Raw genomic sequence first — 16822 nt, forward strand, 5'->3', positions numbered from 1 at the left:
TACGGCGAGGAAGCGCGTCCCGCGCGGTCGGCTCACAAACTTTCGACGGCCCTGAGCAATTCAATAACCGCGGCCTTGACGACCTGCCACGTCGCTTTGATCCGTTCGAATACTGGCGACTGCGCTACGCGCATCTGGATGAGCGGTCCTGTCCCGATCGCAATCGAACTCCTGGCAGCCCACCCACCTCGATCCCCAGTGGTGGAAGGCCTGTGGCGGCAGGCGGAAAGTACTGGTCGCCTCGGACCAGGAGCAGATCCGAGTGACCGGCAGGCGATGGCACCGGCACCGACTCCCAAGAAGAAGCGCCGCGGATTGACACGGTAAAGGTGACGATCCTGCAAGAGAGCACGGTTTGCACGCCAAAGGCGACGAATGCGGTGGCGGAGGCTGGTGGCTCCAGCTCCGAACTTACCCTGCGGCTAACGCGCAACCGCTTCGAAGCCCTCGACCGGTTCCCGATCAATCGCAAAGCTCAAATCCATAGAGGCTCATCGCCGGCCTCTGCCACAGCTGCTTATTGCAATGATGCTCTCGGCCTTTCAGCCGCGACGGCGCGGAGCAGCTTGAAGAGGCGCAACACGACCTCGTCGAATTTCGCTCTCAGCGCCGCGCATAATGCTGTTCGATGCCTTGCGCGAGCTGTGTGACGAGCCGCTGCATCGCCACCTGAGTCCGCCATGCGACATGTGGAGTCACGATCAGATCCTTGCGCGCGCTGGCTAACAGCGGATGATTCACCGCTGGCGGCTCCTGTTCGAGGACGTCGAGCGCGGCATTCGCGATCAGCTTGCGGTCGAGCGCCTCGATCAGCGCCCCCTCGTCGACGATGCCGCCGCGCGCGGCGTTCACGAGCGACGCGCTGCGCTTCATCCGCTCGAATTCGGCGAGACCGAACAAATGCCGCGTTTCGTCGGTAAGCGGGCAGTGCAGGCTGATGACATCCGCCTCGCGCAGCACCTCGTCGAATGCAGCGTAGCCTTCGCGCACCGCCCGGGCGTGCCTGCGCTCGGCGAAGAGCACACGCATGCCGAACGCGCGCGCCAGTTCGGCGAGTCGCTTTCCGCCGTGACCGGCGCCGACGATGCCGAGCGTCGAACCGTGCAGATCCTCGATCGGATGCAGTTCTGCGTAAAAAGTGGCGGACCCGCTCCAGCCTCCAGCATAGACGTCGTTCCAGTAAGGAACCAGGTTGCGGCGCAGCGCGAGCATCAGTGCGAACGCGTGCTCCGGCACGGAGATCGTCGAATAGCCCGGACATGCGACTACTTCGATGTTCCGTTCGCGGCATGTTTTCACATCCAGATGATTGACGCCTGCGGCCGGCACGCCGATCACTTCCAGTTGCGGCAACTGCGCGAGCACCTTCCCGGTCAGCGGCACCTTGTTGGTCACGACGATCTGCGCGTCGCGGCAGCGCTGTACCACCTGTTCTTGCGTAGTGGACGAATATTCGACCCAGCGATGCGGGAACGGAAATTCGGGTAGATCGGCCGACAGCGTCGCGCGGTCCAGAAAGACTATGGTTTTCAACAAGCTACTCCAGGCTCATTAACGTTCGGACCGGCTCGTGGACACGGTGTCGAGCATGCGCTTTTTGCCCGTCTGCACGTGATTCTCGAAAGCCTGTGCAGCCGCGTCGGCCTGACCCGCACGCAGCGCCTCGAAAAGCTCGCGGTGTTCTTTGGCGGAACGCTGCATCTGCGCGAACGAATAGACGCCTTTGTGAATGTAAAGCGTCAGTTCATCTGCGACAGCCTGGTTGATCGTGATCAGCCGCGGATTCTTGGTCGCTGCCATTAGTTGACGGTGGAACTCGGTGTTCAGACTCTGATACAGAGGGGCGTTGCGCTCAGCCACGGCGAAGTCCATCTTGTCAACGAGAAGGCTCAGCGACTGCTCCTCGTCGGTGGTCAGACGCAGAGCGGCGAGACGTCCCGCGGTGCGTGCGAGCCCTGCTCGAATCTCGTAGAGATCCATCGCCTCTTCGAGCGACAGCCGCCGTACTTCGGCGCCACGATTCGGGACGATTCGCACGAGCCCCGCCTGCTCGAGCGAGCGCAGGGCCTCCCGCGCTGAATTACGGCCGACGCCGATCTGGTTTGCGAGCGCCTGCTCATTCACGCGTTCACCGGGGCGCAAGTCGCCCCGCTGAATCATGGCGCGCACCTGTTCGCGAATGTCTTCCAGCTTCGACGCAATTACCTCGGGCGCTCGCGCGTTCCCCTTGCCGTTCAGTTCACTGTCAAACGCGTTTTTCATGTCCATTGCCTTTTTTGTGCCATTCGATACATTTATTTTGCCTGCAGAAAACCCGTCGATACCCACGGAACCAGCACTATCACGATGAGGGCCACCGCCAAAGCCCCCAGATACGGCCAAACGCGGCGCATCGCGGTGGACGGGTCGACCTTGCTGACCGCGCACGCCGCATAAAAGCCAAGGCCAAGCGGGGGGGCGAACAGGCCCAGTCCCATCGCGAACACCACGACCATTGCGTAGTGCACGTCCGAGATGCCCATCGCGCGCGCAATCGGGAACAGGAGCGGCCCGAACAGTACGATTGCCGGAATTCCTTCCAGAAAGCTGCCGAGCATCACGAACGTAATCGCGGAGATCGCCAGGAAGCCCAGTTTGCCCCCGGGCGCAGCCATCATCAACGTGGCGAGTTGCGCGGAGAAGCCTGACTGCGTGAGCGCCCATCCCATCGCCGTGGCACACCCGATGATGATCAGTATCGCGCCAGACAGCGACGCCGTTTCCACCAGAATAGGATAGAGCCGGCTCCAGTCGAAGCGGCGATACAGTAGCAAACCCACCGCACAGGTGTAAGCCACGCCGATTGTCGCCACTTCCGTCGCCGTCGCAATGCCTTCCACCACAGCCGCGCGGATCACGAAGGGCAGCGCGAGCGCAGGCAGCGAGATCAGGAATGCGCGGCCGACCTGGGCCCGCGAGGCCCGTTGCACGCCTTGGAGGATTTCCCCGCGGCTTCTGAACCACACGACTGCCGCGAGTGCTACCGCGCCGACCACGGCCGGCATGAAGCCGCCTGTGAACAGCGCGGCAATCGAAACGCCGGTTACCGATCCAATCGTGATCAGCACGAGGCTGGGCGGAATGGTTTCCGACATGGCCGCCGCCGAACTGAGCATTGCGACGAGGTCGCCTTCATTCGCACCGCGCTTTTTCATTTCCGGGAACAGGCCCGGCGCGAGCGCAGCCATATCGGCCACCTTCGAGCCGGAGATGCCGGAGACGAGGTACATGGCGCCGATCAGCACATAGGCGAGGCCGCCACGCTTGTGCCCGATCAGCGAAGCGAGGAAACGGATCATCGCTTCTGCAAGCCCCATCGCTTCCATGAGCGCGCCTAGCAGGATGAACAGCGGGACGGCGAGCAGGATCAGGCCCGACATCCCCTGATTCATGGTACTCACGACGATCGTCAACGGCGCGCCGGTGACGGCTGCGAGATAAGCAAACGTGCACACCCCGAAGGCGACCATGATCGGCACACCGAGACAGATGATCGTGACTACGCCGACGGCGAAAAAAAGGACCAGGCTGACTGCGGTCAGTGGCGCGAGCGCTTGCCGTGCGAAATAGAGCGCAATTGCGACCGCGGCCACCAGCGCGAACGCCTTCACGCAATCGCGCAGTGACGAGCGCTCGAGCAACCGCGTAACGGCGAGCACGAGCATCAGCACGGCCGCCACGGGAATCGCGGCCGCGGGGATGGCATTCGGCAGATCGAGCGCCGGCGTGCTGATGATCCATTCGTCCATCGCCCAGTCGGTTGCCGGCCGTACCAGCAGCAGCACGAAAGTCATCACGATGAAATTTCCAAGCGTTTCCGCGAACGCGCGGTTTTGCGGGGACATTCTGGCGACGAACATCGTCAGCCGCAGATGTTCGCCGCGCCGCAACGCCACCACTGCGCCGAGCATCGACAGCCAGATGAACAGGATCGACGCGAGTTCGTCACCCCAGATCAATGGAGCCTGCAGCACGTAGCGACAGAAAACGTTGGTGAGCAGCAGCACCACTTCGGCCACTAGCAGCAACGCAGCGGGCACTTCGGTGATCCACTTGATGGCCGTTTCGAGTGCGCTGCCGACGCGCACAACCTTCGATGCCGCATGTCGTTCCTTCGGCGCGCCCATGTCGTGGGCGAACACCTGCTCGGGATGAACTCGGGAAGTCATGACTCGCTCTCCTGAAACTTTTCGGTGGTCCGCGCTCATGCGAGCTTCTGCGTGTACTTCTCGAGCAACGCCCACGCTTCATCGCCGTATTTCTTGCGCCACTGGTCGTAGAAGCCGGCCTTTTGCAGCGAGGCGCGGAACGGCTGGATATCGGGCTTGTTGAACGCCATTCCGTGTGACTGCAACTTCCCGATCAGCGACGTGCTCAGTGCGGCGACGTCCGCGCGTTCAGCCACCGCGGCCGCATTCAGGTGTTTCGCCACGATCGTCTGCAAGTCCGGCGGCAGCTTGCCCCAGGACCGCGCGTTGCCGAGGAACCAGAAGCCGTCCCAGATATGGCCGGTCAACGAGCAGAACTTCTGGACTTCATAGAAGCGTCCGGTTTCGATCAGCGCGAGGGGGTTTTCTTCTGCATCAACGACCTTGGTTTGCAGCGCCGAATACGCCTCGCTGAAGTTGATGCTGGTGGGCGAGGCGTCGAGCGCCTTGAACATCGAGGTCCAAAGGGGGCTGACCGGCACGCGAATCTTTAGGCCTTTCAGGTCGGCCGGGCTTTGCACCGGCTTGACCGAGCTCGTGAGATGCCGAAAGCCGTTGTCCCACGGTTTCTCCATCGCGACGAGCCCGACCTTCGAGATCGCCGTGCGGATGTGGCTCCCGAGCTCGCCGTCCATTGCTGCCCACACCTGGTTGTAGTCCTTGAACGCGAAGCCGATGCCGTTGATCGCCGAGACCGGCACGAGCGTCGACAGCACCACGCCACCCTGGGTCAGGAAGTCGATGGCGCCCGATCGAACCTGCGACAGCATGTCGGTATCCGTGCCCATCTGACCGTTCGGGAAAATCTGCAACTCGACGCGGCCGCCGGATTCCTTGTTGATGGCGTCCGCGGCTTCTTTCGCGCGAACGTTGAGCGGATGGGACAACGCGAGGTTGTTCGCGTACTTCAGCTTGAACTGCGCGGTCTGCGCCCGAGCGAGCGACGGCAAGGCGCCGGTCCCCATCGCCGCCACCGTGGCGGCCCCGAGCGTTTGAAGAAAGGTACGACGGGAATACAAACTCATTTTCGTCTCGCTCCATGGAAAGAAAGTGCTGATGACGCATTCGGCGGCGCCGGTGGCGTTCTTTTTGTGAACCTCGTCGACTGAAAGTGCATGCGACGAATGATATTTCGCTGACACACACTCTAAAAGTGTTGACACTTCGGTGTCAAGGTGTTGATATAAGAAAAAGAGTGCATACAAAGTGAACCCCGGGAAAGCACCTACCAAGCCGGGAACATCTGGGACACCTGTCAGGAGGAAGCAAATGGAACTAGAGGGGCACTACCGCGAGCACGGCTTGCTGCTCGGGGGCCGCTGGCAAGCCGCGACGGCTGACAACGGCCAGCTTTCGATCAATCCGGCGACGCAACAGCGGCTGGGCTATCTGCCGCTGGCTACGCAGGCACAGGTCACCGAGGCCATCGGCGCCGCGACCGACGCGTCAGCCGCAATGCGCAAGCTCACGCCGTGGGAGCGCTCAGCACTGCTGCGCCGGGCTGCGGCGCTCATCCGCGAACGCACGCCGCAACTCGCGCGAATCGTCGCGCTGGAAACAGGCAAGCCGATCGCACAGGCCAGCGGGGAAGCGAATGCGTCCGCAGAGTCGATCGACTGGTTCGCCGATGAAGCGCGCCGTGTGTTTGGTATGTCTTACGAAAGTCGCGTCAAGGGCGGACGGTATCTGGTGCATTACGAGCCGCTCGGGGTGGTCGCCGCTTTTACGCCGTGGAATTTCCCGCTGCTACTGCTGGCCCGCAAGATGGGTCCGGCGCTGGCTGCCGGCAACACGATCGTGATCCGGCCGTCGAACGAAGCGGCCGGGGCGACGATGGCACTGGTGCGCTGTTTCGTCGATGCCGGGTTTCCCGAGGGCGCGGTCAATCTGGTGATCGGCAAAGCCGACTCAATTACGCCGACGATCATGGCCGACCCGCGCGTGGCGAAGATCAGCTTCACCGGCTCGGTGCCTGTCGGCCGTCAGATCGTCGAAATGTCCGCGAAGACCCTCAAAAAGGTCACGATGGAACTTGGCGGCCATGCGCCCGTGATCGTGCATCGCGACGCCGACATCGGCGCATTTGCGCACCTCGCGTCACTCGGCAAGTTCCGCAATGCGGGCCAGGTTTGCGCGTCGCCGACACGTTTTTACATCCACGAATCGATCTTCGACAAGACCGTGAAGGCGCTGGTCGAGCGCTCCAAAGCGCTTCGCGTCGGCGATCCGTTGCAGCAGGACACCGATCTCGGTCCGCTGACCACGTCGAAGCGTCGCGACGCGATCGAACGTCTGGTCGATGAAGCCGTGAGTGAAGGCGCCAGCGTGCTATGCGGTGGCCGGCGCCCCTCGCAATTCGGTCGCGGCTGGTTCTACGAGCCGACGCTCGTCGCCAACCCCGCTTCGCACATCGGCCTGATGAACGACGAGCCGTTCGGCCCGGTCGGAACGCTCACCCCGTTCGCGACGATGGACGAAGTCATCACCGAGGCGAACCGGCTGCCGTTCGCGCTCGCGGCGTACGTCTTCACGCGCTCGATGCGCAACACGCTGGAAACCACGGAGCGCTTGCAGGCCGGCGTGGTAGGCGTGAACACGTTCGTGGCATCGACGGCGGAGACGCCATTCGGCGGCAGCAAGGACAGCGGGTTCGGACGCGAAGGCGGACCGAACGCGATCCGCGACTACATGGACACCAAATTCATCAACCTCGAACTGGCGAACGACGAGCCTCTCGACGGCACCGCCTGAATGGAATCCCTCATGAGAACCATCAAGAATCACGCGAAAGCGCAACTCGCCGCGGGTGAACTGGCACTCGGCATGGGGCTGCGCCAGGCCCGCACCGTCGACATCGCGCAGATCGCGCAGACGGCGGGCTTCGACTGGCTGTTCATCGATATGGAACACAATTCGATGGACGTCGACACGGCCGCGCAGATTTGCGCGGCCGCTCTGGTGGGCGGTGTGACGCCGATCATCCGCGTGCCGGGGCACGAGCCGTTCCACGCCACTCGACTGCTCGATACCGGCGCAATGGGCATCGTGGTGCCGCACGTGAGTACGCCCGAACAGGCCGCGCGGATCGCCGACATGTGCCGCTTCCCGCCTGCCGGCGGGCGGTCGATCCCCGGCATGTTGCCGCAGGTCGGCTTCCAGGCTCTTCCGATCGCCGATGTGGTTCGCGCGATCAACGAAGAGGTGCTGGTCGTGGCGATGATCGAGACCCGCGAAGGTCTCGAGAACGCCGACGCGATCGCGGCGGTGCCCGGCATCGACGTGCTGCTGGTCGGCGCGACCGATCTCGCGGCGGATCTCGGTATCACCGGACAACTCGGCCATGTGCGCGTAGCGGCCGCCGTCGACGCGGTGTGCGCCGCATGTCACCGGCACGGCAAGGTGCCGGGCGTCGGCGGGGTGTACGACGAGGCACTGATGACCGCCTACGTGCAAAAAGGCGCGCGTTTCATTCTCAGCGGCTCGGATCTTGCGTTCCTGATGACGGGGGCGAAGTCGCGTTCGGAGATGCTGCGTGCAATCCCGCTCGGCCAAGCCGAACAAGACATGGCTCAACGCAAGGCGTCCTGATCGGACAAGGAGGAGACAGAGTGAATCCCGAATACGCAAGCAATCTGGTCAACCGGCGTGACCTGAAACCCTATCTGAATGCCGATCAATTCGAATTTCGAGATTCGGTGAATCGGGTGCTGACGCGCCATGCATCGCCGGAGTACGTTCGCCAGTGCGACGAAGAGAAGCGCTTCCCACAGGAACTCGTGAACGTGGCCGCCGCACAGGGCTGGTTCGGCATCACGCTGCCTGAAGCGTACGGCGGCGTCGGCGGCTATCTCGACATGGCCGCCTATCTGGAGGTCGTCGCGTATCACACCATCGCGCTCGCGCGCTTCTGGAACGCCAACGTGAACATGGTGGGCGGCGCGCTGGCGCGGTTCGCTCCCGACGATATCAAGGCCATGGTGTTGCCGAAGCTAGCCGAAGGGCGTGCCTTTCTTGCCTTCGCACTGAGCGAAAACGGCTCCGGCTCGGATGCCGCGTCGCTGACGACGCGCGGCGTGGCCGACGGAAACGACTTCATTCTCGACGGCACCAAGATGTGGATTTCCGGCGCGCTGCAGGCCGACTACATTCTGACCGCGGTGCGCACCAATCCGGAAGCGAAGAAGCACGACGGCATCAGTCTTTTCCTCGTACCGAAGGAATCCGGAGGCCTGAGCATCAATCCGATCGATTTGCTCGGCGGCCACGCTATCCGGACCTGCGAAGTGGTGTACGACGGAGTGCGTGTCCCGAAAGAAATGATCGTTGGCGGCCTGCACGTGGGTTGGAAGAAGCTCACCGCGGTGCTGTCGAAGGAGCGCATCGCGTTGTCGGCGATGTGCGTGGGCGGCGCGCAGGCGGCAATCGATCTTGCGCGCTGGTATGCGAACGACCGCAAACAGTTCGGGCAGTCGATCATCGATTTCCAGGCCGTGTCGCATCTGCTCGCCGATATGCAGACGCGCGTGGATGCCGCTCGCCTGATGGCGTTTCGGGCGGCGAAGCTGCTCGACGAAGGCGAAAGCTGCGACGTGGAGTCGTCGCAGGCGAAGTACTTCGCGTCGGACACCTACGTGCAGGTCGCGACCGACGGCATCCAGATCATGGGTGCCAATGGCTACTCCGCCGAATACGCGATGCAGCGTCATTACCGCGAAGCCAAGATGTTCCAGATCTTCGGCGGCACCAATCAAATTCAGCGCAACATCGTGGCGCGCGCGCTCAAATCGTAAGCGGAGACAGACGTGACGGCAGTTCGGACATTGGAGAAATTCGGCTTTGGCGTCGACTACGCGCAGGCCGACGTAGTGGTGGTCGGCGGTGGCGGCGCGGCGTCGCGTGCTGCCGTGTCGGCGGCACAGGCCGGTGCGAAGGTCCTCATGCTGGCCAAGGCGCCGGTCGGACAGGGTGGCAGCACGGTGCACGGCGCCAGCGAAATCATGAGCATGGGGGCATCCGGCTACGGCAGTCCCGACGACAGCGCAACCGTGCACTACGAAGACACGATGCGTCCGGCAGCCGGCTTCATCGACCGCGACCTGGTGCGCGTTCTGGCGGAGGACGCACCGAAGCGCATCGCAGACCTGATCGAACTCGGCGTGCCGTTCGACCGCGTCGCTGATGGCTATAAGCTCATCCGCAGCGACTTCGGCAGCTTTGCGCGCGCGCTAGGCGTGAAGGGCAAAACCGGCAAGGCCTTCGTGGGCGCGCTCGCCGAACAAGGCAGAAAGCTCGGTGTCGAGACCCGTCAGCCGGCGGCGTTGATCGACCTTCTGCGCGATTCGACAGGGCGCGTGAGCGGCGTGGTTGCGATGGATCTCGATTCGCGGCGGCTGCTGGTGGTCTCGGCGGGGGCCGTCGTGCTTGGCACTGGCGGCGCGCACGGTCTGTTCTCGCAGCAGGTGTCGACAGCGGAGATGACCGGTGACGGCCAGGCGATCTGCTTCCGCCACGGCGCAGAACTCGTGAACATGGAGTTCCACCAGTTCGGGCCGGCGATGGTGCACCCTTACGTGCAACTCTTCAGCAAGTCGTGCTTCATCCTGCATCCGAAGATGCTCAATCGCGACGGTCGCGAATTCCTCCCGGACTATCTGCCGACGGGCGTGACGCCCGAGGCTGCAATGGACGAGAAGGTGTTTCCGTTCACGATCTCGAACGAGTCGCGCTATATCGATATCGCGATCGCAACGGAAATCGCGCAGGGCAGGGGCACGGAACGCGGCGCGGTGCATTTCTCTTTCGCCGACATCGCCGAGGAACGGTTGGCGGCCACCATTCCGAACACCCTGCGCTGGATGCGCGCCAAGGGGCTCGATCCGAAGCGTGATCTGCTCGACGTCGGGATTGCTTTTCAATGCCTGAATGGCGGTGTCCGGATGACCAACACCGACGCGATGTCGACCATCGAGGGGCTCTTCGTGATCGGCGAACTCGCGGGCGGTGTGCGCGGTCCGGATCGTCCGGGCGGCAACTCGCTTGCAGAAGGTCAGGTTTTCGGTCATCGCGCAGGCGTGGGTGCGGCCGCATTCGCACGCGGCAGCGCGGCGCCCGGCACGTCCGATGTGGCGCCGCTTGCACGGCGTCTCGAAACGGCGCTGAAACGGAATGCGTCGTTCGACGCTCGACGTATCGCCTCCGATCTGCGTGCAGCGATGCAGGCGCATTGCCTCGTCGAGAAGACGGAAAGCGGTCTGAACATCGCGTTAGCCGCCGCTCGCGAGGCGCGCGCGGAGTTTGCCGCAGGGGGCGGGGCCACGCCGCCGCAGGTGATCGATGCGTTGACGATCGACAACATGGCGACGACTGCCGACGTGATCGTGCAGGCGTGCATCGAGCGGCGCGAATCGCGCAGCAGCCACTATCGCACCGACTTTCCTGAGCGCGACGACGCCCGTTTCAGTCATGCATTGACCATCACGCGCGGTGAGGCCGACCCGTTCCGCCTCGCCTTCGACGTGCTCGATTACCCCCGTGCCGAACTCACGGACGCATCGCATTCCCAGGTGGCAAATCATGGATAAGAAGCAAGTCGGCCCGTTGTCGGGCTACCGCATTCTCGATCTCACCGTCATGACCGCGGGTCCGGTCGGTACAGTGCTGCTTGCCGACCTCGGCGCGGACGTGATCAAGGTTGAGGAACCGAAGGCCGGTGACCTCTCGCGCAATCTCGGTAATCAATTCGTCGAAGGCGAAAGCGTGCAGTTCCTGTCGCAGAACCGTAACAAGCGCAGCATCCGCCTCGACCTGAAGTCGCCGAAAGGACGCGATGCATTTCTGCGCATGGCGGAGCACGCGGATGTCGTCGTCGAAAATTTCCGGCCAGGCACGGTGGATCGGCTCGGCATCGACTATGAGGCCGTGAAAGCGCGCAATCCGATGATCGTCTATGCAAGCGTGTCGGCGTTCGGACAGACCGGTCCATACGCCGCGTGGCCCGCAAACGATCCCATCGTGCAAGCTGTCGCAGGTCTTATGGACATGACGGGCGAAGCCGGCGGCAATCCGGTTCGGCTCGGCGCGCCGTTGCCGGACTTCGGCGCGGCTGCGCTGCTGGCGTTCGGCATCTCTGCGGCGCTGTTGCATCGCGAACGGCACGGCGAAGGTCAGCGCATCGATACGTCGCTGCTGTCGGCTGCGCTTTTCAGCACCATCCCGCGCGACGGCGAGACGCTGAGAAGCGGTAAAGCGCCGGAGCGCCTCGGCAGCGGCCATCCGACGATGGTGCCGTATCGCAACTATCAGGGCTCCGATGGCCGCTATTTCTTTGCCGCCTGCTTCACCGAAAAATTCTGGCAGAACCTTTGCCGGGCGTTGGGCCGCAAAGACTTGCTGAGCGATGAACGCTTTGTCGGCAACACCGCGCGGACTGCTAATCGGCATGCGCTCGACGTCATCCTCGAACAGCAGTTTCTGCTGCATACCGCCGAATACTGGGTGGCGCATCTGAGCGCCGCGGACGTGCCATGCGCGATCGTGCAGGACTATCACACCGCGTTGACGCAGGACCCGCAGATCGCGCATAACCACGCGGTCGTCGAGATCGAACATCCGCTTGCGGGCAGGGTAACGAACATCGCGAGTCCGGTGAATTTTCACGGCAGCCCGGTAGCTTACCGCCGTGCGCCGCCCACGCTCGGACAACATACGGCTGAAGTACTTGCCGAGTTCGGTTTCGCCGAGGAGGAGATCGCAGCACTCGAAGGTCGTGAACCGGCCGCCGTCGGAGAGAAGTCATGAAATCGTACACAACTGACTACGTGATCGTCGGCGCGGGGACGGCGGGTTGCGTGCTCGCCAACCGCCTGACCGAAGACCCGAACGTCAAAGTGATTCTTGTCGAAGCCGGCGAGCGCGATCGTCACCCGTTCATCCACGTACCGGCCGGCTTCGTGCGCTTGCTCGATCATCCAACCGTGACGTGGCGCTATCGCACGCGGGCCGACGCCGAGACCAGCGGCCGCGCAATCCTGTTTCCGCGTGGACGCGGACTCGGCGGTTCCAGCGCGATCAATGGCCTGCTTTATGTGCGCCCGTTTGCGGAGGATATCGATAGCTGGGAGCAGTCGGGCGCCAGGGGCTGGACCTTCGGCAACTGTCTGCCGTTCTACCGCCGCTCCGAAACGTGGACCGAGGGCAGTAGTCCGCAACGCGGCACGCATGGTCCGATCCAGGTCAGCCGGGTGGAGAATCCGCCGGAGATTTGCGGTGCGGTCGTGCAAGCCGCCCAAAAGGCCGGTCTCGAGTTTCTGGATGATCCAAACAGCGACACGCGCGGTCCATCGATCTGGTACTACCAGCAAACGCGAGACGGACGTCGCCGGTCCAGCGCGGCGCGCGGTTATCTGCGGCCCGCAATGGCGCGGCCGAATCTCACGGTGGTGACCGGCGTCCAGGTGTCCGGGCTCGACATGAACGGCACGCACGTGAGCGGCATCAATGCGACAACGACCGCGGGCGTTCCGATCCAGTTTCGCGCGACCCGCGAGGTCATCCTGAGCGCCGGCGTGATCGGCACGCCAAAGCTGCTGGAAATGAGTGGCATCGGCGATAAGGACGTGCTCGACAATGCGGGCATTCGAACACGCATCGCGTTACCGGGCGTCGGCAACAATTTGCAGGATCACTATGTAGTCCGGCTCGGCTATCGGGTCCGGGGTGCAGGTACCGCGAACGAGCGCTCGCACGGACTCGCGCTCGCGCGCGAGATGATGCGCTACGTCGTGTCGGGGACCGGCGTACTGACCTATAGTGCGGCGATCGTCGGCGGCTTCGCACAGACGCGGCTCGCAACCCGGCCCGACGTGCAGTTCGTGATCGCGCCAGGCAGCTTCGCCGAGGGACGGATCGGAGTGCTGGAGTCGGAGCCCGGCGTCTCCTGCGGCGTCTGGCAGATGCGCCCGGAAAGCCGTGGGCACGTGCACATCACCAGCAGCGAGGTCGCGGCAGCGCCGACGATCGCACCGTCATACCTCAGCAGCGAACTAGACCGCAACACGATGGTGGAAGGGCTCAAGATCGGCCGCCGGATCTTCGCGCAGCCCGAGGTCGCCCGCTATATCGTCGACGAAACCGTACCGGGCCGTCAGGCGGACACTGATGAGGCGTTACTGCAATACGTGCGTGACAATGGCTCGACTGTGTATCACGCGGTTGGCACGTGCCGGATGGGAGAGGACGAAATGAGCGTCGTCGATTCTGAAATGCGGGTGCGTGGAACGACCGGCCTGCGCATCGTCGACGGCTCGGTGATGCCGTCGATAACCTCGACCAACACCAATGCGACGGTGCTAATGCTAGCCGAGCGCGCAGCTGACATGATCCGTTCGCCGATGACTGCGCGCACGGCTTCGGCAGATTCGAAGGAGACGGTATGAAAGTGCTGGTAGGTGTAAAGCGAGTGGTCGACTACAACGTGAAGGTCCGGATCAAGTCGGACGGCACGGGTGTCGACATTGCAAACGTGAAGATGTCGATGAATCCGTTCGACGAAATCGCGGTTGAGGAAGCGGTGCGGTTAAAGGAAGCCGGCGTGGTTAGCGAGGTGGTGGCGGTTTCTTGCGGTGTTGCTCAGGCGCAGGAGACGCTGCGTACGGCGTTGGCGATAGGCGCGGATCGTGCTGTCTTGATCGAGTCATCCGAAGACCTGCAGCCTCTGGCCGTTGCCAAGCTGCTCAAGGCGCTGGTCGACAAGGAACAGCCTTCGTTGGTATTGCTGGGCAAGCAGGCCATCGACGACGACTCGAACCAGACCGGGCAGATGCTCGCCGCTTTGGCTGACCTTCCGCAAGCGACGTTCGCTTCGGAGGTCGTTGTGGCTGACGGGAAGGCGACCGTGTCCCGCGAAGTGGACGGCGGAGCTGAAACGCTGTCGCTGACGCTTCCCGCCGTGGTCACCACTGATCTACGCCTGAACGAGCCGCGCTACGTGACATTGCCGAACATCATGAAGGCGAAGAAAAAGCCGCTGCAAACGATCAGGCCCGAAGACCTCGGCGTCGATGTCACGCCGCGTCTTAAAACACTGAAAGTCGCCGAGCCGCCCAGGCGTTCCGCCGGGGTGACAGTGCCGGACGTAAAGACGCTGGTCGAGAAGCTGAAGACCGAAGCGAAGGTGCTTTAGATAGAACGGCAACTATGTTGCATGGGACTGGAGTAAGCGCTAAAGCGCTAACTCCAGTCGACACGGAGACAAAGCAAATGACGAATCTGGTTAGCTTGGTAATAGCAGAACACGATAATGCGTCGATCAAGGCAGCGACGCTGACTACCATTGCCGCGGCGAAGAAGATCGGCGGTGAAGTTCACGTGCTGGTCGCGGGTCACAATGCGCAGCCCGTAGCCGACGCGGCAGCGAACATCGTGGGCGTTAGCAAAGTATTGCTGGCCGATGCGCCGCAACTCGAAGTGGGCCTCGCGGAAAACGTCGAAGCGACGGTGCTGAATATCGCAAAGAACTATTCGCACATCCTGGCTCCGGCCACCGCCTACGGCAAGAACGTCGTGCCGCGTATCGCCGCGAAGCTCGACGTCGCTCAGATCAGCGACATCACCGCAGTCGATTCACCCGATACGTTCGAGCGTCCGATCTACGCGGGCAACGCAATTGCGACAGTGCAATCTCAAGACCCGATCAAGGTCATCACGGTACGCACGACTGGCTTCGATGCCGTCGCAGCGGAAGGCGGCAGAGCTTCGGTCGAGGAGCTCGAAGCCGCAGCCGACGCAGGCATCTCGCAGTTCGTGAGCCGCGAAGTGACGAAGTTCGATCGTCCGGAACTGACGTCGGCAAATATCATCGTGTCGGGCGGCCGGGGTCTCGGCAGCGGCGAGAACTACACGAAGGTGCTGGAGCCTTTGGCAGACAAGCTCGGTGCAGCGATGGGCGCATCGCGTGCAGCCGTCGATGCGGGCTACGTGCCGAACGACTATCAGGTCGGTCAGACGGGCAAGATCGTCGCGCCGCAACTGTATATCGCGGTCGGCATTTCGGGTGCGATCCAGCACCTTGCGGGCATGAAGGACTCGAAGGTGATCGTCGCGATCAACAAGGATAAAGAAGCGCCGATTTTCAGCGTCGCGGATTACAGCCTCGTCGGTGACCTGTTCACCGTCGTGCCCGAACTCGTCGGAAGCCTATGAGGCCCTTGATGACTGGCTGCTCGCGTTCACTGGGCGGAGAAACCATTGGATCATTCACAAGAGATCCGGCGAAGCGCAGCGATTGCGGCGAACGCCGAAGATGCGGACATCTGGCGATGGTTTGCTAACCTTGTCGAGGAACGCCGCATTCGCTGGTGTCTTGCCAATGGTAGCTGGTTGGTGAGCGTCGATCATCGTCACGTCGCCACGGATAAAAACTTCGACGAGGCAATTCGTGGTGCCAGACTCCGCACTCAAAGAAGGGATGACGAAACGGTTCGGGGCAATCTTCTACGACGACGCGTCGCGTGAACTGGCATAGCTTGCTGCCGTGCCCTGTCGCCAATCGAAACCTTGTACCGCCGACGTTGCCGTAAGCGATCGCGCGCTTTTTCGCTTTTTCAACATTGGGATACCTGGTGTTCATACCGGCATCATCGACGCCGTTGCCTAACTGTCGGCTTTGACCGGTGTCCTTGAGTGACGGCACAGAACGTCCGTTCCCGCGCTGATACCTGCCTTTTAATCTGCGACGGCCCCCACCGGCGACAATGGGTCGGTTTGGTGCATTCGCCGGCGCGACGGAGGCCGTCACGAAAAAACGTTCGCCAGCAGGCAGGACCCGGCCAACTGCGGTCGATCGTCGATTCCGCAGACTGGCGATTTGAAAGACTGCTTTGCAGCTCAGAGCTGACACCGGACACAGATCATACTTTCACCCAAGAGGAGCAAACGAAAAGTCGCGAATAATTCAACGACATTTAAGTCGCTACATCCCGACGGCGCGCCGGCGCACGCCCAACAATCCGTCGTTCTTCGCTACCGAATTGTCGGGCGCTGATCGCTCACCGCGGTTGTAACGATCCGGGCTTCAAAGCCCCAACTCGCTCAGTCCCGGATGATCGTCCGGCCGACGGCCCAAGGGCCAGTGATACTTGCGCTCGGATTCCTTGATCGGCATATCGTTGATGCACGCATACCGGCGTTGCATAAGGCCATCCTCGCCGAACTCCCAGTTCTCATTGCCGTAGGAGCGGAACCAGTTGCCCGAGTCGTCGTGCCATTCGTAGGCGTAGCGCACGGCAATGCGATTGCCGCCGAACGCCCACAGTTCCTTGATCAGACGATACTCGTGTTCCTTCTTCCATTTGCGCTCGAGGAACGCCTGCGCTTCCGCGCGATTGTTCGCGAACTCTGCGCGATTGCGCCATTTCGTGTCGAGCGAATAGGCGAGCGCGACCTTGGCGGCGTCGCGCGAATTCCAACCGTCTTCCGCGAGACGGACTTTCTCGATGGCCGTCTCCAGCGTGAACGGGGGAAGCGGCGGGCGAATTGCTGCGGGTGAAGTCATTTCGGATCTCCTTGTAGGGTACAGC

Annotated in this window: 14 protein-coding genes; 9 read left to right on the top strand and 5 right to left on the bottom strand. The window is 62.5% G+C overall.

All coding sequences use genetic code 11. The features are described 5' to 3' along the window. Positions 1-603 precede the first annotated feature (603 nt). The 4 genes from GCT19_RS14690 to GCT19_RS14705 form a co-directional block, all read right to left on the bottom strand. Entirely contained in the window at positions 604-1533 is a 930-nt protein-coding gene (locus GCT19_RS14690; protein ID WP_018437299.1) for a D-2-hydroxyacid dehydrogenase, read from the bottom strand. 18 nt (positions 1534-1551) lie between these two features. Further along, positions 1552-2262, bottom strand: a complete 711-nt coding sequence (locus tag GCT19_RS14695) for a GntR family transcriptional regulator (RefSeq protein ID WP_152852349.1) — start codon at positions 2260-2262, stop codon at positions 1552-1554. Between the two features lie 32 nt (positions 2263-2294). Next, the gene (locus GCT19_RS14700) at positions 2295-4166 is read right to left on the bottom strand and encodes a TRAP transporter large permease (RefSeq protein WP_018437297.1); all 1872 of its coding nucleotides are present in this window, start codon (positions 4164-4166) and stop codon (positions 2295-2297) included. Positions 4167-4243: 77 nt separating this feature from the next. Next, positions 4244-5272, bottom strand: a complete 1029-nt coding sequence (locus GCT19_RS14705) for a TRAP transporter substrate-binding protein (protein WP_026229041.1) — start codon at positions 5270-5272, stop codon at positions 4244-4246. A gap of 244 nt (positions 5273-5516) precedes the next feature. On the opposite strand from GCT19_RS14705, the gene GCT19_RS14710 reads away from it, so the two are divergent. From GCT19_RS14710 to GCT19_RS14750, 9 genes are all read left to right on the top strand, one after another. Then, a complete protein-coding gene (locus tag GCT19_RS14710; RefSeq protein ID WP_018437295.1) occupies positions 5517-6998 on the top strand; it encodes an NAD-dependent succinate-semialdehyde dehydrogenase in 1482 nt (493 codons plus the stop codon). 12 nt (positions 6999-7010) lie between these two features. After that, positions 7011-7835 (top strand): HpcH/HpaI aldolase family protein, encoded by an 825-nt coding sequence (locus GCT19_RS14715; RefSeq protein WP_018437294.1) that lies wholly within the window; start codon positions 7011-7013, stop codon positions 7833-7835. Positions 7836-7855: 20 nt separating this feature from the next. Beyond that, the gene (locus tag GCT19_RS14720) at positions 7856-9037 is read left to right on the top strand and encodes an acyl-CoA dehydrogenase family protein (protein WP_018437293.1); all 1182 of its coding nucleotides are present in this window, start codon (positions 7856-7858) and stop codon (positions 9035-9037) included. Between the two features lie 12 nt (positions 9038-9049). Further along, complete coding sequence (locus GCT19_RS14725) at positions 9050-10828, top strand: FAD-binding protein (protein ID WP_051106792.1); 1779 nt, start codon at positions 9050-9052, stop codon at positions 10826-10828. Further along, a complete protein-coding gene (locus GCT19_RS14730) occupies positions 10821-12044 on the top strand; it encodes a CaiB/BaiF CoA transferase family protein (protein ID WP_018437291.1) in 1224 nt (407 codons plus the stop codon). Before GCT19_RS14725 ends, GCT19_RS14730 begins: the two co-directional genes overlap by 8 nt. Further along, positions 12041-13681, top strand: a complete 1641-nt coding sequence (locus GCT19_RS14735; protein WP_018437290.1) for a GMC family oxidoreductase — start codon at positions 12041-12043, stop codon at positions 13679-13681. Before GCT19_RS14730 ends, GCT19_RS14735 begins: the two co-directional genes overlap by 4 nt. Further along, the gene (locus GCT19_RS14740) at positions 13678-14427 is read left to right on the top strand and encodes an electron transfer flavoprotein subunit beta/FixA family protein (RefSeq protein WP_152852350.1); all 750 of its coding nucleotides are present in this window, start codon (positions 13678-13680) and stop codon (positions 14425-14427) included. The genes GCT19_RS14735 and GCT19_RS14740 overlap by 4 nt, the downstream gene beginning before the upstream one ends. Positions 14428-14513: 86 nt before the next feature. Beyond that, complete coding sequence (locus tag GCT19_RS14745) at positions 14514-15446, top strand: electron transfer flavoprotein subunit alpha/FixB family protein (RefSeq protein ID WP_152852396.1); 933 nt, start codon at positions 14514-14516, stop codon at positions 15444-15446. A 45-nt stretch (positions 15447-15491) separates the two neighbouring features. Further along, positions 15492-15758, top strand: a complete 267-nt coding sequence (locus tag GCT19_RS14750; RefSeq protein ID WP_227749262.1) for a hypothetical protein — start codon at positions 15492-15494, stop codon at positions 15756-15758. Positions 15759-16317: 559 nt separating this feature from the next. Here the strand turns inward: GCT19_RS14750 and GCT19_RS14755 are convergent. Beyond that, complete coding sequence (locus GCT19_RS14755) at positions 16318-16797, bottom strand: nuclear transport factor 2 family protein (protein ID WP_010808884.1); 480 nt, start codon at positions 16795-16797, stop codon at positions 16318-16320. Positions 16798-16822: the final 25 nt, after the last annotated feature.

Origin of the sequence: Paraburkholderia atlantica (genome assembly GCF_009362785.1) — a bacterium.
In the GTDB taxonomy this organism is placed as follows: Bacteria; Pseudomonadota; Gammaproteobacteria; order Burkholderiales; family Burkholderiaceae; genus Paraburkholderia; species Paraburkholderia atlantica.